Annotated in this window: 17 protein-coding genes; 14 read left to right on the top strand and 3 right to left on the bottom strand. The window is 64.6% G+C overall.

Annotation, left to right across the window (positions count from 1 at the left end; translation table 11 throughout):
* Window positions 1-25: 25 nt before the first annotated feature.
* Complete coding sequence (locus QQS38_RS17145; RefSeq protein ID WP_479646570.1) at window positions 26-2488, bottom strand: penicillin-binding protein 1A; 2463 nt, start codon at window positions 2486-2488, stop codon at window positions 26-28.
* A 228-nt stretch (window positions 2489-2716) separates the two neighbouring features.
* Here QQS38_RS17145 and pilM point away from each other — a divergent pair, with 228 nt between their 5' ends.
* The 12 genes from pilM to ugpQ all read left to right on the top strand — a co-directional run bounded on the left by pilM (window position 2717) and on the right by ugpQ (window position 15206).
* On the top strand, window positions 2717-3721 hold the full coding sequence (pilM, locus tag QQS38_RS17140; protein ID WP_479646569.1) for a pilus assembly protein PilM: 1005 nt from the start codon (window positions 2717-2719) through the stop codon (window positions 3719-3721).
* On the top strand, window positions 3718-4383 hold the full coding sequence (locus QQS38_RS17135; protein ID WP_479646568.1) for a hypothetical protein: 666 nt from the start codon (window positions 3718-3720) through the stop codon (window positions 4381-4383). Before pilM ends, QQS38_RS17135 begins: the two co-directional genes overlap by 4 nt.
* Window positions 4380-5315, top strand: coding sequence for a hypothetical protein (locus QQS38_RS17130; RefSeq protein ID WP_479646567.1), 936 nt, complete (start codon window positions 4380-4382; stop codon window positions 5313-5315). The genes QQS38_RS17135 and QQS38_RS17130 overlap by 4 nt, the downstream gene beginning before the upstream one ends.
* On the top strand, window positions 5312-6943 hold the full coding sequence (locus tag QQS38_RS17125; protein ID WP_479646566.1) for a type IV pilus secretin PilQ: 1632 nt from the start codon (window positions 5312-5314) through the stop codon (window positions 6941-6943). Before QQS38_RS17130 ends, QQS38_RS17125 begins: the two co-directional genes overlap by 4 nt.
* Before the next feature lie 151 nt (window positions 6944-7094).
* Window positions 7095-7601 carry a shikimate kinase gene (locus QQS38_RS17120; RefSeq protein WP_479646598.1) on the top strand — a complete coding sequence of 169 codons (507 nt, stop codon included), beginning with the start codon at window positions 7095-7097 and terminating at the stop codon, window positions 7599-7601.
* Window positions 7598-8674, top strand: a complete 1077-nt coding sequence (aroB, locus tag QQS38_RS17115) for a 3-dehydroquinate synthase (protein ID WP_479646565.1) — start codon at window positions 7598-7600, stop codon at window positions 8672-8674. Before QQS38_RS17120 ends, aroB begins: the two co-directional genes overlap by 4 nt.
* A 51-nt stretch (window positions 8675-8725) precedes the next feature.
* Window positions 8726-9940: a deoxyguanosinetriphosphate triphosphohydrolase gene (locus tag QQS38_RS17110; protein ID WP_479646564.1), complete on the top strand. Its 1215-nt coding sequence runs from the start codon at window positions 8726-8728 to the stop codon at window positions 9938-9940.
* Window positions 9941-10032: 92 nt separating this feature from the next.
* Window positions 10033-11361 carry a sn-glycerol-3-phosphate ABC transporter substrate-binding protein UgpB gene (gene ugpB, locus QQS38_RS17105; RefSeq protein WP_479646563.1) on the top strand — a complete coding sequence of 443 codons (1329 nt, stop codon included), beginning with the start codon at window positions 10033-10035 and terminating at the stop codon, window positions 11359-11361.
* Between the two features lie 175 nt (window positions 11362-11536).
* Entirely contained in the window at window positions 11537-12421 is an 885-nt protein-coding gene (gene ugpA, locus QQS38_RS17100; protein WP_479646562.1) for a sn-glycerol-3-phosphate ABC transporter permease UgpA, read from the top strand.
* Window positions 12418-13263, top strand: a complete 846-nt coding sequence (gene ugpE / locus QQS38_RS17095; RefSeq protein ID WP_479646561.1) for a sn-glycerol-3-phosphate ABC transporter permease UgpE — start codon at window positions 12418-12420, stop codon at window positions 13261-13263. The genes ugpA and ugpE overlap by 4 nt, the downstream gene beginning before the upstream one ends.
* Window positions 13264-13283: 20 nt before the next feature.
* The gene (locus tag QQS38_RS17090; protein WP_479646560.1) at window positions 13284-14369 is read left to right on the top strand and encodes a sn-glycerol-3-phosphate import ATP-binding protein UgpC; all 1086 of its coding nucleotides are present in this window, start codon (window positions 13284-13286) and stop codon (window positions 14367-14369) included.
* Between the two features lie 60 nt (window positions 14370-14429).
* On the top strand, window positions 14430-15206 hold the full coding sequence (ugpQ, locus tag QQS38_RS17085) for a glycerophosphodiester phosphodiesterase (protein ID WP_479646559.1): 777 nt from the start codon (window positions 14430-14432) through the stop codon (window positions 15204-15206).
* Window positions 15207-15263: 57 nt separating this feature from the next.
* On the opposite strand, the gene QQS38_RS17080 is transcribed toward ugpQ, so the two are convergent.
* Together QQS38_RS17080 and QQS38_RS17075 are read right to left on the bottom strand one after the other, a co-directional pair.
* Window positions 15264-15641: an ElaB/YgaM/YqjD family protein gene (locus QQS38_RS17080; RefSeq protein WP_479646558.1), complete on the bottom strand. Its 378-nt coding sequence runs from the start codon at window positions 15639-15641 to the stop codon at window positions 15264-15266.
* 339 nt (window positions 15642-15980) lie between these two features.
* The gene (locus QQS38_RS17075) at window positions 15981-16703 is read right to left on the bottom strand and encodes an OmpW/AlkL family protein (protein ID WP_479646557.1); all 723 of its coding nucleotides are present in this window, start codon (window positions 16701-16703) and stop codon (window positions 15981-15983) included.
* Between the two features lie 187 nt (window positions 16704-16890).
* On the opposite strand from QQS38_RS17075, the gene QQS38_RS17070 reads away from it, so the two are divergent.
* Complete coding sequence (locus QQS38_RS17070) at window positions 16891-17625, top strand: transposase (RefSeq protein ID WP_479646556.1); 735 nt, start codon at window positions 16891-16893, stop codon at window positions 17623-17625.
* 385 nt (window positions 17626-18010) lie between these two features.
* The gene (locus QQS38_RS17065; RefSeq protein ID WP_479646555.1) at window positions 18011-22711 is read left to right on the top strand and encodes a glutamate synthase-related protein; all 4701 of its coding nucleotides are present in this window, start codon (window positions 18011-18013) and stop codon (window positions 22709-22711) included.
* Window positions 22712-22789: the final 78 nt, after the last annotated feature.

The raw sequence follows: 22789 nt of genomic DNA, 5'->3' as shown, positions 1-22789 counted from the left end.
GACAGCGGCCGGTCTCGGTTGTGGATCACTGCACCGCGGCCGGTGGCGCCATAGGTGGCTGAACGCCCCCCGGCTCGTTTGCCGCGTTCGTCGGTGCGGCAGCGTCTCGATTCTCGGTTGCCGCGCCGCCGTCCGCGGCGTCCGTCTGCCCATGCCCGGCCGCTTCGGCGATGCCGACCGTATGGACGAAGCCGTGTCCTGGCTGGAACGAGTCGAAGTACAGTTCGCCCTCTATCGGTATGACGTCGGCGGGCATCGGCATTTCATACTCCGGCACGGCTTTGAGCGCTTGCCGCATGTAGTCCATCCAGACCGGCAGCGCGAGGCCGCCGCCCGTCTCACGATCCCCCAGGCTGCGCGGCGAGTCGTAGCCTATCCAGGCGATGGCGGCGAGCGTGTGTTGATAGCCGGCGAACCAGGCGTCGCGAGAGTCGTTTGTCGTGCCGGTCTTGCCGGCTAAATCCTTGCGACCGAGTTGGTTCGACCTTGCCCCTGTTCCGCGTTGCGCGACGCTTTGCAGCAAGCTGTTCATCACGTAGTCGTTGCGTGCATCGATTGCTCGCGGCGCATCGTTTCCGGCGGCGATCGGTTGCGCGCGTGCGAGCACGAGCCCGTCTTGATCGGTCACTTCGGAAATGAGATAAGGGTTGACGCGATAGCCGCCATTGGCGAAAACCGAATACGCGCCGGCCATCTGCAACGGCGTCACGAGACCCGCGCCGAGGGCCATCGGCAGATAGGCCGGATGCTTATCGGCGTCGAAGCCGAAGCGCGTGAGGTACTGCTGTGCGTAATGCGTGCCGATGTGCGCAAGAATCCGAATCGAGACCAGGTTGCGCGATTTTTGGAGCGCGGTGCGCATCGTCATGGGGCCGTCGAACCGGCCGCCGTAGTTCTTCGGCTCCCAGGGCTGACCGCCGGTTTCCGCCGCGCTGAAAAAGAGCGGCGCGTCGTTGATGATGGTTGCCGGGCCGAGGCCCTTTTCCAGCGATGCAGAGTAGATGAACGGTTTGAAGCTGGAGCCCGGCTGGCGCCATGCCTGCGTCACGTGATTGAACTTGTTCTTGCTGAAATCGAAGCCGCCGACGAGTGAGCGAATCGCGCCGTCTTGCGGCACGATGGATATGAACGCGCCTTCGACTTGCGGCAATTGCACGACCGACCAGGCGCCCGCGTCGTCTTTGACGAGGCGCACGATGGCCCCTGGCCGGATGGCGTGCGCCGGCTGCGCGCGGGGCGCAAGCGCTGCCGCCGCGAAGCGCAGGCCTTCGCCGCCGACCGTGGCCAGCGTGCCGTCCGAAAGGACCGCTTGCACTTGGCGCGTGTCGGCGGCCGTCACCACGCCTGCGACGATTTCGCCATTGTCCGGATGTTTGCCCAGGGCCGAGGCAATGGCGTCGGCACGCGCATCGGCAGCGGCCGGAAGCGCGATGTAGCCCTCGGGACCGCGATAGCCGTGCCTTGCGTCGTAACTCATCAGCCCGTTTCGAACTGCGAGGTAGGCGGCCGCTTGGTCGCCCGAATCGATCGTCGTGACGACGCTCAACCCCCGGGTATAGGCCTCACCGTGGTATTGCGTCACCATCGCTTGACGGACCATTTCGGCTACGTACTCCGCATGTACGCTGAACTGCTGCGCGGGGGCGCCGGCAAGCGCGAGTGGCTCGGCGAGCGCGGCATCGTATTGCGCACGCGTGATGTATCGAAGCGCGAGCATGCGCTGCAGGATGTATTGCTGGCGTAGCTTGGCGCGCGCCGGGTTGATGACAGGGTTGTATGCCGAAGGCGCTTTGGGCAAGCCTGCCAGCATCGCGGCCTCGGCTAGCGTGATGTGCGCGAGGTCCTTGCCGAAGTAGATGCGCGCGGCCGACGCGAAGCCATAGGCGCGCTGCCCGAGGTAGATCTGATTCAGATACACCTCGAGAATCTGATCTTTCGTCAACTCGCGCTCGATTTTGTACGCCAGCATCATCTCGTAAATCTTGCGCGTGTAGGTTTTCTCGCTCGATAGAAAGAAGTTGCGCGCAACTTGCATCGTGATCGTGCTGGCGCCTTGCGTCGCACGCCCGTTCGTCAACGCCGCGATGCCTGCGCGCAGCACGCCAGTGATGTCGACTCCCCCATGATCGTAGAAGCGAGCGTCTTCGATCGCGAGGACGGCTTGTTTCAAAAAGACGGGGACGTCCTCTATGCGAACCACGTCGCGCCGTTCCTCGCCGAATTCGCCGATGAGCACGTGATCGGCGGTATAGATGCGCAGTGGGACTTTCGGGCGATAGTCGGTGAGCGCATCGAGCGAGGGCAGAAGCGGGGCGGCCACGACGAGCCCGTAGAGCAAGAGAAGTCCGGCGCAAGCGCCCAGGGTCGCGATCGTTCCCGTGAAAAAGAGCGCGAGTTTGACCATCCAACGCGTGCGGCGTTTGGGCGGTTTGACCGGCTCGGGGGAACCTGAGGGCAATGGGGCGGGTGAAGGCAGGGGCGAATCCATAACGAAGCGAACATGCGATGGCCGCGATTATAGCGGCGCAGACGCTAGCTTTCGTTTGGCTTAACGGTCGATGCCGATGTGAAACGTCGCGCTGCGGCCGCGCCCATCGCAACGTTGGCCGTTCGGTCGAATATCGGCGCGGCGGCGCACTTCGCACAATTTCGCTGCAGCACGCCGTTTTGGCCGCTCATGTCGACGGCCCGGCTGCTGCGGGGAAACGTCATGCTGATGAGAAACAAACTGTTGTCCGCCGCGCGCCGCTTTGGAGCCGGCATCGACGTGAGTCCGCGCGAGGTGCGGCTCGTCATCGTGAGCCGCAAGGGACGATCGCATCTGCCCGTTCGCGTGGAGTGGCTCGGCGCTGTGCCGTTGAACCCGGGCGCGATGTCCGGGGCGCATCTGGTCGATCGAGCGGCCGTGGCCGCTGCGCTGTCGTCGCTGTGCGCGCGTTGGCCGCGCCACCGCGCGCTGCGTGCGATGCCGTGCGCGATGGCCATACCGGGCGGTGCGACGGCAATCGCCACGTTCGAAATGCCCTCCGTTGCCCAAACGCCGGATGGGCGCGCGCGCGATTCGCAGGCAATCGAGGAGATGGGGCCGATCATGCTCGAAGAAGCCGAGCGCTTGTGCGGCCTCGATCGGGACGCCTTGTCGGTCGACTGGTGGTCCACAGACTGCGCTGCCGTTCGCAGCGCGGCCACCGCGTCCGAGGCCTCGCGGGTGACGCTCGCCGCGGCGCCTCGTCTGCATTTGGAGGCGCGTGTCGAAGCGGCAGCCGCGGCCGGCATCGCGTTGGCCGCGATCGATGGCGAACCGCTCGCCGCGTTGCGCGCGCTTGCCTATGCGGCCGAGCATTCGTTGCGCCGCGCCGATCGATACGCCGCGATATGGGCCGGCAGCGATGGCGTGTACGGCTGGCGTGTCGCAGAAGGGGCGGTCGAGGCAAGCATTCGCTTTCCGATCGGTGAAGATGCGGATCTCGATGCCGCCCTCGGCTCGCTCGCCTCCGGCGCTGGGCTCGATCGCGCGCTGATCGGCGGCGACCTGAATGCGCTCGAACGCCTCGGACTGGCGATGGCCGACATCGGCGAGCGCCTCGGTTGTGCGGCCGAGGCGTTCGATTGCGCGCCGTTTTGTTTCGATGGCGGCCGGTTCGCCCCGCGCGCCGATGCGAAGCAAGCTGCGCATTTTGCCATCGCGTTCGGTCTGGCATTGCGCGGGGTGTTCGAATGAGCCCCCCCGCAACGCAATGTCTGAACGAAGGAGCAGCGCCCTGCGCTTTGGGCTTCAACTTGCTGCCTCATCGCATTCGAGCCGCGCGCTCGCGGCGCCGCCGCTGCCTGGGCGAAGGCGCGGCGGCGCTCCTTGCGGGTACGCTTGCGGCCTTCGGATGGGAGACGGTGGGCGCAGCCGGCGAGCGACGCCTGCAACTCGAGCGCGAAGCGGCGCAACAGGCCCCGGCGTTGGCCGAGCTCGCGCGGCTCGAACGCGCGCAGGAGCGCGCGAGAGCGAATGCAGCGCAGTCCGCGGCACGCTCGCGACCGTACGTTGGGCTCATGTCGCTCTTGGATGCGTTGAGCACAGAGGCGCATGCGGGCGTGACGGTCAACCGATTGCAACTGAGCGAGGAAGACGCCCAACTGCAGTTGCTCGCGTCCGATAGTACGGTCGGCGCTGCTTGGACCGAGCGCTTGGCTCGCTTACCCGTTGCGAAGTCTGCCGAAATGGTCGACTTCAAGCTGATTGCACCGCCAGCCGGCGGTAACGCGCGGCGAGCCGTCGAAGCGGTGGTGCGGGTGCGATGGCTCGACGCGCAGCCGGCTTCGCCATCGGGGCGCACCGCGCGCAGCGCGGCTGGCTACGCCGATGGCGCTCGCGGCAGGAGGGATCGATGAAGCGGGCGTTGCTTTGCGCGCTACACCGCATGCACCGGGCGTGCGTGCGTCTACCGGCGGCGCGACGCTCGACGCGCCCGGGGCGCTTGCTGCGCGCTCCGGCGCAACGATGGAGCGTCAAGCGCCGTCTGATGGCTTGCACCGCGTTGGCGGCCCTCGCTTTTGCGCTCGCCAGCTTCGCCTATCGCGCCTTCGACGCCGGGCGGGCGACGGGCGCGGCTGCGATCGACGCGCTGGAACGGCAACTGCGCGAGGGGCGTGCTCGGCTGGCGCGCATGCCGGAACTGCGAGCGGCTGCGCTCGCGCACGCGGGCGCGCCACCGGAGCGCTCGGCGGGCGGCGAGTTGCCCGCGTTGGCCGAGCTTGCCGCCAAGACCGGCGTGACACTGCGCGCGCTGGAACCTGCACCGCAGGCGGAACCGGCGCGCGAGGGCGGCGACCGCCCCGGGCGCGCCCTGCGAATCGACGGCCGCTCGGATTTCACCGGCCTATATGGCTTCTTGCGAGGGCTTTCCGCGTTGCCGGTTCTGGTAGTCCCGCACACGTTGAGCATCAAGCGGGAAGCGGGTGCGCTGGCATTCACGGGAACGTTGTCCGTCTTCGACGCGTTGCCGCCTCGACCAGGCGAGCACTACGCGCGAGTGGCCCCAGTTGGGGCGCTCGGCGGCAAGCGGCAACCGCTGGCCGATCCGTTCGGCGTTGCGCAAACGGTTTCGACGTCGGACCTGGCGGGGGCGCGTTTAGTCGGATTCGTACAGAACGGCCGGCGCTCGCTAGCGCTGCTCGAGGGCGCGAGCGGAACGCAGGCTGCGGTAGTGGGGCCAGGGCAATCGCTGGGGGCCGAGCGGGTGGTCGGTATCGACAGTCGTGGCGTGACGTTGGCGAGCCGGGCTGGGGCGCGCCGCATTTCGCTGCGGGGTGACGAGCGATGAGCTTGCGTACGTGCGGACGAGGCGCGTCGATGCTCGGGCGCTGTTCGAGCTTCGCTATCGCGCTGTGCGTGTTGGCAAGCCATGCCGCAGAGCCCGTGCCCTTGTTGCCGCCGTTGCCGGCCGGACCGCTCGCGGACGGCGCTGCCGAGCACACCGCCTCGATATGGCCCAGCGTCGGGGAACCGCCGCTCGCAGGCGAGGAGGCCGATGTCCTCGACGAGGCGCTCGGCGTAACGCGTTCCACGCCCGCCGGCGGGCCGAGCGCTCCCGCGACGGCGCCGGCGCCGAGCGGCGTGGACGAATCGCGCGGGGGCGGCCAGCCCATGCCCGCGCTCGAGGGGCCGCCGGTGCCGCTGGCGCCTGCGGCGCGGATGAGCGACGCATCTGCCGCGGCAGGCAATGCGGAAGACGAGCGGCCCATCACGATGCGATTCAAGAACGCGGAGCTTGCCGACGTGTTGGATGCCTTCTCTCGCTTTACAGGCCTGAACATCGTGGCGAGCGAGCGGGTGCGCGGCCGGATATCGATTAGTCTCGATGCGGTGCCTTGGCGAACCGCGTTCGACACGCTGCTCGATGCGCACGGCTTGGCGATGGCCCGGCGCGGCACGGTGATCTGGGTCGCGCCGCTCAGCGAATTGGCGGCGCGCGAACGCCAGCGGTTCGAAGCCCATGCGCGCGCGGCCGATCTCGAGCCGCTCGTGAGCCGCACGTTTGCGCTCAGCTATCCGCGCGCCGACGAAGTCGCGCGCTTGTTGACCGCGCCCGGCGCTCAGCGCGCGCTGTCCAAACGCGGCGCTGCAATGGCCGATGCACGCACGAACCTGCTGTTCGTCACGGATCTGGCGGCGCGTCTCGAGCAAGTGGCCCAACTGATCGCCGCGATCGACCAGCCGAACCGCCAGGTGCTGATCGAAGCGCGCATCGTCGAAGGCGCTCATGGGTTTTCGCGCGAGCTGGGGGCGCGTTTGTCGATGCGATCGGCGCGCGGCGCCGCTGACGCCGATTCGCCGTCCGTCGGGCTCGCGGGTGGGCCGCAGGGCGTCGTGCATGACGTATCGGCCCGCGCTATTGCCGGTTTCGAGGCTGCGACGGCCGGGCTTACGCTGTTCGCGGCGGGCGCGACGCGGCTCGTGACCGCGGAGCTGTCCGCGCTCGAGGCGCAAGGACGAGGGAGAATCGTGTCGAGCCCGCGCGTCGTGACGGCGGACCGCACTCGCGCACTGGTGGAGCAGGGTACGGAGCTGCCCTACCAGGCCAAGGTCCGTAACGGCGTCTCGGGCGTGCAGTTTCGCCGGGCCAGCCTGAAGCTCGAGGTGGAGCCCCGGATCATGCCGGACGGGCGCGTCATCCTCGATCTCGATATCTCGAAAGATAGTGTAGGCAAACCGACGTCCGCCGGGCCGGCAATCGACACCAAGCACGTGCGCACGCGGGTGGAAGTGGAAGACGGCGGCACCGTCTCGATCGGCGGCATTTATGAGAGCCAGGATCGCGACGATGTGACGCGCGTGCCGCTGTTAGGCAAAATACCGCTGCTGGGCGCGCTGTTTCGCCACCGAGCGGTGCGTAAAGAGCGCAGCGAACTCGTCGTGTTCATCACGCCGCGCATCGTCGCAATCGATTGAGCGGCAAGCTCGGCCGGGCCGAGCGGGCCAGTTCGCGCACTCGACAAGCCTGCGGCTTTGCCAGTAAGCTGCGCCACGAACCATAGCCGATTGAACAGAGGATACGTTGCAAGAGCGGGGCGCCAACACCAATATTTTTTTCGTGGGGCTCATGGGGGCGGGCAAGACCACCGTGGGGCGCGCAGTGGCGCGCCGGCTCGGCCGCCCGTTTTTCGATAGCGACCACGAAATCGAGGCCCGCACGGGCGCGCGCATTCCCGTTATTTTCGAACTGGAAGGCGAGGCCGGCTTTCGCGAGCGCGAATCGCAGGTCATCGCGGAGTTGACGGCGCGCGAAGCCGTCGTCTTGGCGACGGGCGGGGGGGCGGTCCTGCGCCCGGAAAACCGAGCGTTGCTGCACGAGCGCGGGCTGGTCGTGTACCTTCGAGCCAATCCGCACGATTTGTGGCTGCGCACGCGCAAGGATAAGAACCGCCCGCTGCTGCAGACGGAAGATCCGAAGGCGAAGCTCGAGGCCTTATACAACGAGCGCGACCCGCTTTACCGCGAGTGCGCGCATTTCATCGTCGAAACCGGGCGGCCGTCGGTCAATGGGCTAGTCAATATGGTGCTCATGCAACTCGAAATGGCCGGCATTACCAAGCAGATACAGTCATGATTACCGTCAACGTCGCGCTAGGCGAGCGCGCTTACCCGATCCGTATCGGCGCCGATCTCATCGGCCGCACCGACTTATTCGCGTCGCACATCGCCGGTGCATCGGTCACGATCGTCACGAACGAGACGGTCGAGCCGCTCTACGGCGAATCGTTGCGCGCTGCACTCGCCCCGCTCGGCAAGCGGGTCTCGACCGTCGTGTTGCCTGACGGCGAGGCGTTCAAGAACTGGGAAACCCTCAACCGTATCTTCGATGCGCTACTGTCCGGGCAGGCCGACCGCAAAACTACGCTGATCGCACTCGGCGGCGGCGTGATCGGCGACATGACGGGCTTTGCCGCTGCCTGTTATATGCGCGGGGTGCCGTTCATCCAAGTGCCCACCACATTGCTGTCCCAGGTCGATTCGTCGGTGGGCGGCAAGACCGGTATCAACCATCCGCTCGGCAAGAACATGATCGGTGCGTTCTACCAGCCGCAAGCCGTCATCGCCGATATCGGCGTGCTCCGATCGCTGCCCGAGCGGGAGCTCGCCGCCGGGATAGCCGAGATCATCAAGACGGCCGCGATCGCCGACGTGGAATTTTTCGAATGGCTCGAAGCGAACATGGACGCGCTCAATCGCCGCGAGCCGTCTGCGCTCGCGCATGCCGTCAAGCGTTCGTGCGAGCTGAAGGCTTCGGTCGTGGCCGCGGACGAACGCGAGGGCGGGCTGCGCGCCATTCTGAACTTCGGCCATACGTTCGGCCATGCGATCGAAGCGGGGCTGGGCTACGGGCAATGGCTGCACGGCGAAGCCGTCGGGTGCGGCATGGTGATGGCTGCCGATCTTTCCGTGCGCCTCGGCTACCTCGATGAAGCGGTGCGCAAGCGGCTCGTCGCGCTCATCACGGCGGCCCGGCTGCCGGTTCATGCTCCGGCGCTCGGCGATACGCGCTACATCGAACTGATGAAAGTCGACAAGAAGGCGGAAGCGGGGGCGGTGAAATTCGTTTTGTTGAAGCAACTGGGCGAAACCGTGGTGACGGGCGTTCCTGAGGATGCGTTGCGAGCGACGCTCGCAGCGTGCCTTTGAATCCAGCCAATGCGATGAGCGTGCGAGCAATCTGACGCGAAAGGGGACACGATGAGTGAGAGGGTCGACTCGACGCAGGGCAGCGCGAACAGCCGCGAGCCGAACGCGGGGGCGATCGTCAGCCCACCGACGGCTGAGATGCTGGAGGCTCATCTCGCACCGTACGCCGCGCATTCGGCGCAGTCGCGGGGCCGCCGTTTCTCCGAGTCTCCGCCCTCGGCGCGCACGGAGTTTCAGCGCGATCGAGATCGCATCGTGCATTCCACGGCGTTCCGCCGCCTCGAATACAAGACGCAGGTTTTCGTCAATCACGAAGGCGACCTGTTCCGTACGCGGCTCACGCATAGCTTGGAGGTGGCGCAGATCGCGCGGTCGGTGGCCCGCAATCTTCGCGTGAACGAGGATCTCGTCGAAGCCATTTCGCTTGCGCACGATCTCGGACACACGCCGTTTGGCCATGCCGGGCAAGACGCACTGAACGAATGCATGCGCGAACATGGCGGCTTCGAACACAATCTGCAAAGCCTGGCCGTCGTCGACGAACTCGAAGAGCACTATGGCGGCTTCAACGGGCTCAATCTCTGTTTCGAAACGCGCGAAGGCATTTTGAAGCACTGCTCCCGCGAAAACGCGCTGAAGCTGGGCGAGCTGGGCGAGCGTTTCTTGACCGGCAAGCGTCCTTCGCTCGAAGCACAGATTGCGAACATCGCCGACGAAATCGCCTATAACAATCACGATGTCGACGATGGTTTGCGGTCCGGTCTGCTGACGATCGATCAACTAGCGCAGGTCGAACTCTGGCAGACACATTTCGCCGAGGCCAAGCGAGAGCATCCGCAGCTCGATGGGCGCCGTCTCGTGCATGAGACGGTGCGCCGCATGATCAATACGCTCATCGTCGATCTCATCGAAACGACGCGGCGCAATCTTGCAGAGTGTGCGCCGCAGTCGCTCGAAGCGGTTCGGACGGCGCCCGCGCTCGTCACGCACAGCGGCGCCGTGGCGGCGCAGGCGGCCGAGCTCAAACGCTTCCTGTTCAGGAATTTGTACCGGCATTACCGCGTCATGCGCATGGCGAGCAAGGCGCGGCGCGTCATCGGTGGGCTGTTCGAGGCGTTCAGCGAGGATCCGCGTTTGCTGCCTCCGGCCTATTTGGCCGAGAACGAGGCGGCGCAACCGCGACTCATCGCGCATTACATCGCCGGCATGACGGACCGGTACGCGTTGAAAGAGTATCAACGTTTATTTGTCATCAACGATAACTAAGCTATTGCCCCGGCAGGGCGCACGGCGTTCTGCCGGGGCGGCGCGGTGCAGTGATGCGCGTCACTCGATGCATGTCTACTTAGGAGAACCAAATGAACGGTTGCAAGCCACTGGTTCGTTCGCTGGTGCTCGGGGGAGCGTTGCTCGTCGGCGCAAGTCAAGCCGCATGGGCCGCGACGGAAATCCAATTTTGGCACGCGATGGAGGCCGCGCTCGGCGAGCGCGTGAACGATATCGCCAGCGATTTCAATCGATCGCAAAGCGACTACAAGATCGTGCCCGTCTTCAAGGGAACGTACGATCAGACGCTTGCAGCGGGTATTGCGGCCTACCGCAGCGGTAACGCGCCGGCGATCCTTCAAGTCTATGAGGTCGGCACCGCCACCATGATGGCCGCGAAGAAGGCCGTCGTACCCGTCGCCGAAGTGTTCAAGCAAGCGGGCACGCCCCTCGATCAAAAGGCATTCGTGCCGACCATCGCGAGCTACTACAGCGACGCCAAGACGGACGAACTCGTATCGATGCCGTTCAATAGCTCGACGCCGGTGCTCTACTACAACAAAGAAGCGTTCAAGAAGGCGGGGCTCGATCCGAACCGGCCGCCGAAGACCTGGGACGACGTGCGCGTCTACGCGGAAAAATTGAAGGCATCGGGCATGAGTTGCGGCTTCACGACCGGCTGGCAAGGTTGGATCCAACTCGAGAATTACAGCGCTTGGCACGGCCTGCCGTACGCGTCGGAGAACAACGGTTTCGATGGGCTCGATGCGAAGCTCGAGTTCAACAAGCCCCAGCAAGTCGCGCATATCAAGTTTCTGCAAGATATGGCCAAGCAGGGCACCTTCACGTACGTGGGGCGCAAGGACGAAGCGGTCTCCAAGTTCTATAGCGGCGATTGCGGCATTTTGACGAACTCGTCCGGCTCGCTCGCGACGATCCGCAAGTACGCGAAGTTCGACTTCGGCACGGGCATGATGCCGTACGATGCGAACGTGAAGGGCGCGCCGCAAAATGCGATCATCGGCGGCGCCAGTCTTTGGGTGCTGGCCGGGAAAGATCCGAACGTGTACAAAGGGGTTGCCAAATTCCTCGCCTATCTGTCCTCGCCCGCCGTGGCCGCCAAGTGGCATGAGGATACCGGCTACTTGCCTGTCACGACGGCCGCTTACGATCTTGCACGCAGCCAGGGCTTCTACGACAAGAATCCCGGGGCCGACACGGCGATCAAGCAAATGCTGAACAAACCGCCGCTGCCCTACACGAAGGGGCTGCGCCTGGGCAACATGCCGCAGATTCGCACGATCGTCGACGAGGAGCTCGAGCAAGTCTGGGCGCAGAAGAAGACGCCGCAGGCAGCGCTCGATTCGGCCGTCAGTCGCGGTAACGAGTTGTTGCGGCGCTTCCAGCAATCGGCGCAGTAAGCACGCAGTGCGAGAAGCCGCGTTCGCTGCAGCGCCGGCGCAGCGAGGGCGGCCTCGGACACCGAGCGCCTTCACGCTGCGCGAGCGGCGCGCCTACGCACCATGAACCGCTGCGCCGTTCTTCGTTGGGCCTTCGCCTAACGGCGGCGCGGCATCATCGATCGAATCGTCATTCATGCACGAACGTTCCCGTTTTGTCGCGAGCGCACTGCCGTACCTGCTGATCGCGCCGCAATTGATCATCACCGGCCTGTTCTTTCTATGGCCGGCCGGCGTGGCGCTGTGGCAATCGACGCAAACCCAGGATGCTTTCGGTACGTCGAGCGAGTTCGTCGGGCTGGCGAACTTCGCGCATCTGTTTGCCGATCCGCTGTATCTCGATTCTTTCAAGACGACGTTGATTTTCAGCGCGCTCGTGACCGTTTCGGGTCTTCTCGTTTCCTTGCTGCTCGCCGCATGCGCGGATCGCGTCACGCGCGGCGCCAAGCTTTATCGCACGCTGCTGATATGGCCTTATGCGGTGGCGCCCGCCATTGCCGCGGTGCTGTGGGCGTTCTTGTTCAACCCGAGCATCGGGCTTGTCACCTACGCGCTCGCCAAAGGCGGCATCGTCTGGAACCACGCGCTGAACGGCACGCAAGCGATGACGCTCGTGGTCCTTGCTTCGGTGTGGAAACAAGTGAGCTACAACTTTCTGTTTTTCTATGCCGGCTTGCAGGCTATCCCGCGTTCTTTGATAGAAGCGGCGGCTATCGACGGCGCGGGCCCCGTGCGGCGCTTCGTCGGAATCGCGCTACCGCTGCTGTCGCCCACCACGTTCTTTCTGTTCGTCGTCAACGTGGTATATGCGTTCTTCGATACCTTCCCGGTAATCGATGCCGCGACGGGCGGTGGTCCCGCGCAGGCCACGAAGACGTTGATCTACAAGATTTTTACCGAGGGCTTCCAGGGCCTCGACATCGGCAGTTCCGGCGCGCAGTCGGTCGTGCTGATGGCGATCGTCGTGGCTTTGACGATCGTGCAATTTCGCTTCATCGAACGCAAGGTGCAATACGCATGATCGAGAATCGCAAGGGCTTCGATCTGTTCTGCCATGCCGTTTTGATCGTCGGCATCGCGCTCGTCGCGTTTCCCGTCTACGTGGCGTTTTGCGCGGCCACCATGAGCGAGCACCAAGTGTTCACGGTTCCGCTCTCGCTCGTACCGAGCACGCATTTGTTCGAAAACATCGCCACTGTCTGGTCGCACGGAAGCGGCAACGCCGCGAGCCCGTTCGGGCGCATGCTGCTCAATAGCTTCGTCATGGCACTCGCGATCGCGGTCGGCAAGATCGCGGTGTCGATCATCTCCGCCTATGCGATCGTTTTCTTCCGCTTTCCGTTGCGCAACACGGCGTTTTGGCTGATCTTCATCACGCTGATGCTGCCCGTGGAAGTGCGGATATTTCCAACGGTGCAGGTGGTTTCGTCGATGCATTTGACCAACACCTATGCCGGCCTGACATTGCCGCTGATCGCCTCGGCCACGGCGACCTTCTTGTTCCGCCAGTTCTTTCTCACGCTGCCCGACGAGTTGATGGATGCCGCCCGCATCGACGGCGCAGGCCCGCTGCGGTTTTTCTATGACGTCGTGCTGCCCTTGTCGAAAACGAACATTGCGGCGCTGTTCGTGATTACGTTCATCTACGGCTGGAATCAGTATCTGTGGCCGATTCTGATCACCAATGAGCAATCGTTGACGACCGCTGTCGTCGGTATCAAGACGATGATCGCGAGCGGTGATACGGCAACCGAATGGCACCTCGTCATGGCGGCGACGCTGCTTGCGATGTTGCCGCCGCTCGTCGTCGTCGTTGCGATGCAGCGGTGGTTCGTGCGCGGCCTCGTCGACGCGGAAAAATAATCGTAAGGAAAACACTGAGTATGTCCGGCTTGACACTGAAGCGCGTGCGTAAGACGTACGACGGCAAGCAGTTCGTTCTGCACGGCATCGACGTCGAGGTGGCCGACGGTGAGTTCGTCGTGCTGGTCGGCCCATCGGGCTGCGGAAAATCCACGCTGCTGAGAATGGTGGCCGGGTTGGAGAGCGTCTCCGAAGGCGAGATCGTCATCGGCGAGCGCGTCGTCAATCGGCTCGAGCCGAAAGATCGCGACATCGCGATGGTGTTTCAGAACTACGCGCTCTACCCGCATATGAGCGTGAAGGAAAACATGTCTTACGGGCTCAAAATTCGCGGGCTCGCCAGGGAGACGATCGACGAGCGAGTTGCCGCCGCCGCAAAGATTCTCGAACTCGAACCGCTGCTCGCGCGCAAGCCGCGCGAACTGTCGGGCGGCCAACGGCAACGCGTGGCGATGGGCCGTGCGATCGTGCGCGAGCCTGCGGTCTTTTTGTTCGATGAGCCGCTGTCCAATCTCGATGCGAAGCTGCGGGTGCAAATGCGCCTGGAAATCCAGCGCCTGCACGCGCGGCTGGCCACGACTAGCGTGTATGTGACGCACGACCAAATCGAGGCGATGACGCTCGCTCAGCGCGTGATCGTGATGAACCGCGGTCACGCCGAGCAAATCGGCGCGCCGACGCAAGTGTACGAGCGCCCGGCCACGGTATTCGTTGCGAGCTTCATCGGCTCGCCGGCCATGAATCTGCTGCCGGGCAAACTGAGCGAGGACGGGGCACAGTTCGAGGTGTCCGGCGGCGGGCCCGTCCTGCCCGTCGCGGGCGCGGTGGGCGTCGGGCGCGAAATCGCGGGCGGGCGCGAGTGGATTCTCGGCATTCGTCCCGAGCATATGACGCCCCGAGCAGGCTGCAGTCAGGCGCCGCTCGTCGTGGACTCGTGCGAGCTACTGGGCGCCGATAACCTGGCGCACGGCCGTTGGGGCGCGCACGACGTCACCGTGCGCCTGACGCATGTGAATCGGCCGCAGCGCGGCGAATGCGTGCCGGCCGCGGTGCCTGCCGAGCATCTGCACTTCTTCGATCCTGCATCGGGCAAACGTGCGGGCTGAATGCTTGATTGCGCGCGGGCCGACACCGGCGCGCAGTCGTTTTGGAAAGGAGATTCGACGATGACGGCGACCTCTGCCAGCCCCGCGCGCGCGGTTCCGGCGTGGCCTTACCCGCGCCTCGTCGCCCACCGGGGCGGTGGCGCGCTTGCCCCCGAGAACACGTTGGCCGCGATCGATACCGGGGCGAGGCTCGGCTTGAAGATGATCGAGTTCGACGCGAAGTTATCGGCTGACGGCGTTGTTTTCCTGTTACACGACGACACGGTGGAGCGCACTTCCAACGGTCGCGGCCCGGCTGCGCACAAGCGTTATGCCGAACTGGCCGCATTGGATGCCGGTAGTTGGTTCGATGCGCGCTTTCGCGACGAGCGCATGCCGACGCTTGCGCAAGTGCATGAGCGGTGCGCAGGGCTCGGTCTGGCCGCCAACATCGAGATCAAGCCAAGTCCGGGGCGGGAGGCGGAAACGGGCCGGCTCGTAGCCGATGAAGCGGCTCGCTTGTGGCGCGGCGCCGAAGTTGCGCCGCTGCTGTCTTCGTTTTCGAACGAAGCGCTCGTGGCGGCGCGGGACGCGCAGCCCGACCTGCCTCGCGGCTTGCTGTTCGGCGCCGTCCCGGGGGACTGGCGCGCGCGCACTCAGGCGCTCGCATGTCTTTCATTGCATGCCGATCATCGCAAGCTCGATGCGCGCTTGATCGCCGAAATCAAAGCGGCGGGCTTGTTCATCCTCGCTTATACGGTCAACGATCCCCAGCGAGCACGCATGCTCGCGCAATGGGGCGTCGACGCGATCTGCACCGATCGCATCGATCTCATGGACGCCGCCTTTCTCGGTTAGCTGCGCGCCGCGAGCCGTCGCCTGTGCGTTGCACGCGAACGCGAGCCCGACGCGACATCAGCGATTGCGAGCGAGCAGCCATCCTGTCAGCAGGGCAAGCCCGCCGACGACGGCCATCGTCTCCCAAGGGTTTTCGCGAATATAGCCCTGCGCATCGCTGAGGGTAGCCGCGGCGCGGTCGCGAATCGATTCGCGCGCCCCGTCCAAGCGGGCTCGCGCGACATCCAAGCGCTTTCTCATCTGGTCGCGCAAGACGGCGGCGTCGGCTTGCGTGCCGTCGGCGAGGGTCTGTTCGAGCTCCGAGAGCAGTTCGCGCATTTCGCTGCCGATGTCCTCGGCGGCGTGGCGGCTGTGGCGAGCAATGCGGCGCGCGTGGCGGCCGGCGGTGCTCCACGAGGTTTCGAGCGCGTCTCGCGTGTTCGGTAGTGCGGTCATGGTCGCTCCGTCAACGATGTATAACGGGAAGAACGAACCCGCGGATCCGATGCGGGGAGGAACCCTACCGTCGCAACTTCGATGCCAGTCGGCGCGGGCGCGCTGGCGGGCGCCGTTAAAGAGGTCTCGCAGAACGCGCGTTGACAACGGATGGCGTCTCGCCACGGCGGGCGAGCCGAGCCGCGATGAAGCAGGCGGGCTGCAACTCGGGCCGCGCGCTCGGCTCGGGGGCAGACCTGCGTATAAACGTTATTGGCGTGACTTCTCGATGGTCGAAATTACAACGCCGCCCCATGAGGGCGGCGACGTATAGGCACGCGTCGAATTTCGACCTAGGCTTTAGAAGGCGTAGCCGACCTTGGCGTAGGTGACGATCGGGTTGAGCCTGATCTTTGCTTGGGATTGAGCTGTCAAGCCGAACGGACCGACGTTCGTCGAGGTCAAATTGGCGGTCACGCTCACCGGGATGTACGAAATCGACAGGCCGGCAAACCAATGCTTATTGAACGAATAGTTGAAACCCGCATTGAAGACAGGGGCCCAGGAACGATCCGTCGAAACGGAGGTCGGACCGTGCAAGACATTTTGCTCGAAGGCGCCGTTCGTGATTTGCGCGTTGGTGAACCAGACGCGGGTGACACCGAGACCGACGTACGGGCGGAACTTGTCCGTCGGGCTCATGAAGTTCCACTTGAACAGCAGCGCCGGCGACCAGAGCTTGGCGCTGCCGATTTTGCCGAACTGAGCAAGCTGGCCGCTACCGTTGATGTCGAACTTCGGCGGAATTCCGAGTTCCAACTCCGTGGAGATGTGATCGGTGACGAAGTAACCGACGCTGAAGCCGAGCGTGTCGGAACTGTCGATGCGAGCGCCCGTGTTGGGCTGGTATGCGTTCAGGGTCGTGCCGCCGATGCTAAGCACTTCGAGCGGATCGCTGCCGCTCTGAGGTGCGAAGTGGAACCACCCCGACGCCACGTAAAAGGTCCCGGCCGTTTGGGCATGCGCCGCTTGTGCGCAAGCAAGCGCCGCCACGGCCGCTGTAATGGCCTGTTTTAATTTCATCTATGTGCTCCTCCATGAAAGGCCCGACTATTATGAGTAGAAGGTTTGAAACAAACCAAGCGCGCACGCTAGAGCATTCTCCCTAAGCGTGGCGTGTTTTCACGAAAAGCCACGTGTGTCTTCGTCAACGCTCGAAGCGACGCATCGTCCCTTGGGGTAATCACCAACGTACTATACGGAATCCAGCATGGCACGGCTCGCACGTCTTTACGTCCCAAAACAGCCGCAGCACGTCATCCTGCGCGGACTCGATCAGCAGCCCGCCTTTGTCGATGAGCAGGATTACGAGTTGTTCGTCGATTGCTTGAAGGCCGCCTCGCGCGACCATCACCTCGACATCCACGCCTATGTCCTCATGCCCGGCGCGGTGCAACTGCTCGTCACGCCTAGCGACGAGACCAGTCTGCCCAAGGCGATGCAGGCCGTGGGCCGGCGCTACGTCGCGCACTTCAATCGCCGCTATGCCCGGCGCGGCACCCTCTGGGAGGGGCGCTACCGGGCAACGGTGATCGAGGGCGAGCGCTACTTTCTGCTCGCGAGCCGCGTGATCGAGCTATGCCCCCTGCGGGCGCAGCTCGTGAGTGCGGCCGAAGACTATCGATGGTCGAGCTATCGGCACCACATCGGCCTCACCGTGGATAGCCTCGTGACCGATCACCCGCTTTACTGGTCGCTCGGCAACACGCCGTTCGAGCGCCAACGGGCCTACAAGGAGTTGTGCGAGCAACCCCTCGACGAGCGCGAGGCCAACGAGCTTCAGCAGGCGACGCTCAAAGGCTGGGTGCTCGGCGGCGACTCGTATCGCGAGTGGGCGGCGCGCGAGGCCAACCGCCGCGTCTCGCCGTTGCCGCGTGGGCGGCCCCGGAAGGTGCGGGAAACGTCGCAGACGCCTCAGCCCCCGCAAACGCCGCATCAGCAATAGCGGGCCACGGCTCGCTGCCGGGCAGGCACGGAGCCGTTTTGCGTCCGTGCCGCGTTGCGTCGTGGCCGACGGTTTGGGCGAGCGATTTTTTATTTGCCCCATTTAGATGCGACCCCAATAAATAGGCACTGATTCGATGCATGCGGTTTATTGGGGTCGTATCATCACGTTTTGTTTGCTATTCCATTGATTCGTCGCGTATATTCCGATTTCCGGCGAGCACCGCGGCCATAAGCCCAGCTCGCCCCCGCGGCGCCTCACACCCCCGGTCCCCGCGACAAGTGCCGTGTTCCCCGCCAAGCGCCGCCCCGGCTGGCGCTTGGCGACGATCACGGCATTAACTCCCATGCGAACGGCCGCAAAGGCCTCTAAAGACGGTGTCCCCATGAACGACCACCAACCGAGCCGCTCGGTACCCCACGCGCAAGGTCTGTACGACCCGAGCAACGAGCACGACGCCTGCGGCGTCGGCTTCGTCGCGCACATCAAGGGCCGGAAGAGCCATGAGATCATTCAGCAAGGGCTGAAAATTCTGGAGAACCTGGATCACCGGGGCGCGGTCGGCGCCGATCCGCTCATGGGCGACGGTGCGGGGATCCTGATCCAAATTCCCGATGCGTTCTATCGCGAAGAGATGGCGCGCCAAGGCGTAACGCTGCCGCCGGCCGGCGAGTACGGCGTCGGCATGATCTTTTTGCCGAAGGAGCACGCGTCGCGTCTGGCCTGCGAGCAGGAGCTCGAGCGTACGGTGAAAGCGGAGGGGCAGGTCGTGCTGGGATGGCGCGACGTGCCCGTCGATCACGCGATGCCGATCTCGCCGGCCGTGAAGGCCAGCGAACCCGTCATCCGCCAGATCTTCATCGGTCGCGGGCGGGACATCATGGTGACCGACGCGCTCGAGCGCAAGCTCTACGTGATCCGCAAGACCGCGAGCCACCGCATTCAAGCGCTCAAGCTCAAGCACGGCAAGGAGTACTTCGTGCCGTCGATGTCGGCGCGCACGGTCGTCTACAAGGGGCTGCTGCTGGCGGGGCAGGTGGGGGTCTATTACCGCGACTTGCAAGACGAACGTGTCGTATCCGCGCTCGCCCTCGTGCACCAACGTTTTTCCACGAACACGTTCCCGGCGTGGGAGTTGGCTCACCCGTACCGCATGATCGCGCACAACGGCGAGATCAACACGGTCAAGGGCAACGTCAACTGGCTCAACGCGCGCACGGGCGCGATCGCCAGCGCCGTGCTGGGCGACGATCTGCCCAAGCTGTGGCCGCTCATCTACCCGGGCCAGTCGGACACCGCCTCGTTCGACAACTGTCTCGAGTTGCTGGTGATGGCGGGCTACCCGCTCGTCCACGCCATGATGATGATGATTCCCGAAGCGTGGGAGCAACACACGCTGATGGATGAAAACCGGCGCGCCTTCTACGAATACCATGCCGCGATGATGGAGCCGTGGGACGGCCCCGCCGCGATCGCCTTCACCGACGGGCGTCAGATCGGCGCGACGCTCGACCGTAACGGTCTGCGTCCGGCGCGCTACATCATCACCGAGGACGACCTCGTCATCATGGCGTCCGAATCGGGCGTGCTGCCTATCCCCGAATCGAAGATCGTCAAGAAGTGGCGTTTGCAGCCGGGCAAGATGTTCCTCATCGACATGGAACATGGCCGCATCATCGGCGACAAGGAACTCAAGGACAATTTGTCCAATGCCAAGCCCTACAAGAGCTGGATCGATGCGGTGCGCATCAAGCTCGACGAGATCGAGCCCAACGCCGAGGACGTCGCGACCGAACGCCGTGAAGCGGCCGCGCTGCTCGACCGCCAGCAGGCCTTCGGCTACACGCAGGAAGACCTGAAGTTCCTGATGGCGCCGATGGCGCAGCAGGGCGAGGAAGCGATCGGCTCGATGGGCAACGACTCGCCGCTCGCGGTGATGTCCAACAAGAACAAGACCCTCTATCACTATTTCAAGCAGTTGTTCGCGCAGGTCACGAACCCGCCGATCGACCCGATCCGCGAAAACATGGTGATGTCGCTCGTCTCGTTCGTCGGGCCGAAGCCGAACCTGCTGGATACGAACAACATCAACCCGCCGATGCGGCTCGAAGTGTCGCAGCCGGTGCTCGATTTCAAGGACATCGCCAAGATCCGCGCGATCGATCAATACTCGGGCGGCAAGTTCAGCTCCTACGAGCTGAACATCTGCTATCCGGTCGCCTGGGGCAAGGAAGGCATCGAGGCGCGGCTCGCTTCGCTGTGCGCCGAAGCCGTCGATGCGGTGAAGTCCGGCTACAACATGCTGATCGTGTCCGATCGGCGCACCGATCGCGACAACGTGGCGATCCCCGCGCTGCTCGCCACCGCCGCCATCCATACGCACTTGGTGTCGCAAGGGTTGCGCACGAGCACGGGTCTCGTCGTCGAGACGGGTTCGGCGCGCGAGGTGCATCACTTCGCGCTGCTGGCCGGCTACGGCGCGGAAGCCGTCCATCCGTACCTCGCGATGGAGACGCTCGCGCAGTTGGCGCAAGGCATGAAGGGCGATCTCTCGCCGGAAAAAGCCGTCTACAACTTTACGAAGGCGGTGGGCAAGGGCCTGCAAAAGGTCATGTCGAAAATGGGCATTTCGACCTACATGTCGTACACGGGCGCGCAGATCTTCGAAGCGGTCGGCCTCGCGAGCGATCTGGTCGAGAAGTACTTCAAGGGCACGGCGTCCAAGGTCGGGGGCATCGGCTTGTTCGAGGTGGCCGAGGAAGCGATTCGCCTGCATCGCGAAGCGTTCGGCGAAAACCCCGTGCTCGCCAACATGCTCGAGGCGGGCGGCGAGTACGCCTACCGCGTGCGTGGCGAGGACCACATGTGGACGCCCGACGCGATCGCCAAGCTGCAGCATTCCACGCGCAGCAATTCGTACCAGACGTACAAGGAATATGCGCATCTGATCAACGATCAGACCCGCCGCCACATGACGTTCCGCGGCTTGTTCGAGTTCAAGGTCGAACCGACGAAGGCGATCCCGCTCGACGAAGTGGAACCGGCCAAGGAGATCGTCAAGCGTTTCGCGACGGGCGCCATGTCGCTCGGCTCGATCAGCACGGAAGCGCACGCCACCCTCGCGGTCGCGATGAACCGTATTGGCGGCAAGTCGAACACGGGCGAAGGGGGCGAGGACGAAAACCGCTACCGCAACGAATTGCGCGGCATTCCGGTCAAGAACGGCGATACGCTCGCGTCGGTCATCGGCCCTGAGGTCGTGCGCGACATCGCCTTGAAGGACGGCGATTCGCTGCGCTCGAAGATCAAGCAAGTCGCCTCGGGCCGTTTCGGCGTGACCGCCGAATACCTGGCGTCGGCCGACCAGATCCAGATCAAGATGGCGCAGGGCGCGAAGCCGGGCGAAGGCGGTCAGTTGCCGGGCCACAAGGTGTCCGAGTACATCGGCAAGCTGCGTTACTCGGTGCCGGGCGTCGGCCTCATCTCGCCGCCGCCGCACCACGACATCTATTCGATCGAGGACTTGGCGCAGCTCATCCACGACTTGAAGAACGTCAATCCCGCAGCGAGCATTTCGGTCAAGCTCGTCTCGGAAGTGGGCGTCGGCACGGTGGCTGCAGGTGTCGCCAAGGCCAAGGCCGATCACGTCGTGATCGCCGGCCACGACGGCGGCACGGGCGCCTCGCCCCTTTCGTCGATCAAGCATGCCGGCACCCCGTGGGAGCTCGGCCTGGCCGAAACGCAGCAAACGCTCGTGCTCAACCGCCTGCGCGGGCGCATTCGCGTGCAGGCCGACGGCCAGATGAAGACGGGCCGCGACGTCGTGATCGGCGCGCTGCTCGGCGCCGACGAATTCGGCTTCGCGACGGCTCCGCTCGTCGTCGAAGGCTGCATCATGATGCGCAAGTGCCATCTGAACACGTGCCCGGTCGGCGTGGCGACGCAAGATCCGGTGCTGCGCGCGAGGTTCCAGGGACAGCCCGAGTACGTCGTCAACTACTTCTTCTTCGTCGCCGAGGAAGTGCGCGAGATCATGGCGCAGCTCGGCATCCGCAAGTTCGAGGACTTGATCGGCCGCGCCGATCTGCTCGACATGAAGAAGGGTATCGAGCATTGGAAGGCCAAGGGGCTCGACTTTGCGAACATCTTCTATCTGCCGAAGGTGGCGAGCGACGTCGCTCGCAAGCACGTCGAAGAGCAGGATCATGGCTTGTCCCGCGCACTCGATCACACGCTGATCGAGAAGGCGCGCGCCGCGATCGAGAGCGGCGAGCACGTGTCCTTCATTCAGCCGGTGCGCAACGTCAATCGCAGCGTCGGTGCCATGCTTTCGGGTGTGATCGCGAAGAAGCACGGCCACGACGGCTTGGCCGACGACGCGATCCACATCCAGCTCAAGGGCACGGCGGGTCAGAGCTTCGGTGCGTTCCTCGCGCGCGGCGTCACGCTCGATCTCGTCGGCGACGGCAACGACTATGTCGGCAAGGGACTCTCGGGCGGGCGCATCATCATTCGCCCGACGAACGACTTCCGCGGCAAGTCCGAAGAGAACATCATTTGCGGCAACACGGTGATGTACGGCGCGCTCGAAGGGGAAGCCTACCTGCGCGGCGTCGCGGGCGAGCGCTTCTGCGTGCGCAACTCGGGGGCGAGCGCGGTCGTGGAGGGCACGGGCGATCACGGCTGCGAGTACATGACGGGCGGCACGGTCGTCGTGCTCGGCGAGACCGGGCGCAATTTCGCGGCGGGCATGTCGGGCGGCATCGCGTTCGTCTATGACGCGGACGGCACCTTCGCGAGCAAGTGCAACAAGGCGATGGTCGCACTCGAGCCGGTGCTGCAGCAGGCCGAGCAGGAGCGCACGATCGACCGCGGCCTCTGGCATATGGGCGAGACCGACGAAGCCCTGCTCAAGGGCCTCGTCGAGCGGCACTTCCAGTTCACCGGGTCGCCCCGCGCGAAGGCGCTGCTCGAGAACTGGGACGCGTCGCGCCGCCAGTTCGTCAAGGTCTTCCCGACCGAGTACAAGCGAGCGCTCGGCGAGCTGGCCGCCAAGAAGGCGGCCAAGGAGGCGATGGCTGCGTAAGCGGCCAACGCACGCGCGGCGCGGTGCTCGCCATGAGCCCGCGCCCCGACCTGACCTGAGCGGCCGGCGAAGAGGGCT

The sequence above is a fragment of the Trinickia sp. Z7 genome (assembly GCF_056498045.1).
This window is presented reverse-complemented; position numbering and strand designations above follow the sequence as displayed.

What these genes read in the sequence shown, in the direction of transcription:
- QQS38_RS17110 (WP_479646564.1), top strand. Translation starts at nt 8,726, where the DNA reads ATGAGTGAGAGGGTCGACTCGACGCAGGGCAGCGCGAACAGCCGCGAG.
- QQS38_RS17080 (WP_479646558.1), bottom strand. Translation starts at nt 15,641, where the DNA reads ATGACCGCACTACCGAACACGCGAGACGCGCTCGAAACCTCGTGGAGC.
- ugpA (WP_479646562.1), top strand. Translation starts at nt 11,537, where the DNA reads ATGCACGAACGTTCCCGTTTTGTCGCGAGCGCACTGCCGTACCTGCTG.
- ugpQ (WP_479646559.1), top strand. Translation starts at nt 14,430, where the DNA reads ATGACGGCGACCTCTGCCAGCCCCGCGCGCGCGGTTCCGGCGTGGCCT.
- ugpE (WP_479646561.1), top strand. Translation starts at nt 12,418, where the DNA reads ATGATCGAGAATCGCAAGGGCTTCGATCTGTTCTGCCATGCCGTTTTG.
- QQS38_RS17125 (WP_479646566.1), top strand. Translation starts at nt 5,312, where the DNA reads ATGAGCTTGCGTACGTGCGGACGAGGCGCGTCGATGCTCGGGCGCTGT.
- QQS38_RS17070 (WP_479646556.1), top strand. Translation starts at nt 16,891, where the DNA reads ATGGCACGGCTCGCACGTCTTTACGTCCCAAAACAGCCGCAGCACGTC.
- QQS38_RS17075 (WP_479646557.1), bottom strand. Translation starts at nt 16,703, where the DNA reads ATGAAATTAAAACAGGCCATTACAGCGGCCGTGGCGGCGCTTGCTTGC.
- pilM (WP_479646569.1), top strand. Translation starts at nt 2,717, where the DNA reads ATGAGAAACAAACTGTTGTCCGCCGCGCGCCGCTTTGGAGCCGGCATC.
- QQS38_RS17130 (WP_479646567.1), top strand. Translation starts at nt 4,380, where the DNA reads ATGAAGCGGGCGTTGCTTTGCGCGCTACACCGCATGCACCGGGCGTGC.
- QQS38_RS17065 (WP_479646555.1), top strand. Translation starts at nt 18,011, where the DNA reads ATGAACGACCACCAACCGAGCCGCTCGGTACCCCACGCGCAAGGTCTG.
- QQS38_RS17145 (WP_479646570.1), bottom strand. Translation starts at nt 2,488, where the DNA reads ATGGATTCGCCCCTGCCTTCACCCGCCCCATTGCCCTCAGGTTCCCCC.
- QQS38_RS17135 (WP_479646568.1), top strand. Translation starts at nt 3,718, where the DNA reads ATGAGCCCCCCCGCAACGCAATGTCTGAACGAAGGAGCAGCGCCCTGC.
- ugpB (WP_479646563.1), top strand. Translation starts at nt 10,033, where the DNA reads ATGAACGGTTGCAAGCCACTGGTTCGTTCGCTGGTGCTCGGGGGAGCG.
- QQS38_RS17120 (WP_479646598.1), top strand. Translation starts at nt 7,095, where the DNA reads ATGGGGGCGGGCAAGACCACCGTGGGGCGCGCAGTGGCGCGCCGGCTC.
- aroB (WP_479646565.1), top strand. Translation starts at nt 7,598, where the DNA reads ATGATTACCGTCAACGTCGCGCTAGGCGAGCGCGCTTACCCGATCCGT.
- QQS38_RS17090 (WP_479646560.1), top strand. Translation starts at nt 13,284, where the DNA reads ATGTCCGGCTTGACACTGAAGCGCGTGCGTAAGACGTACGACGGCAAG.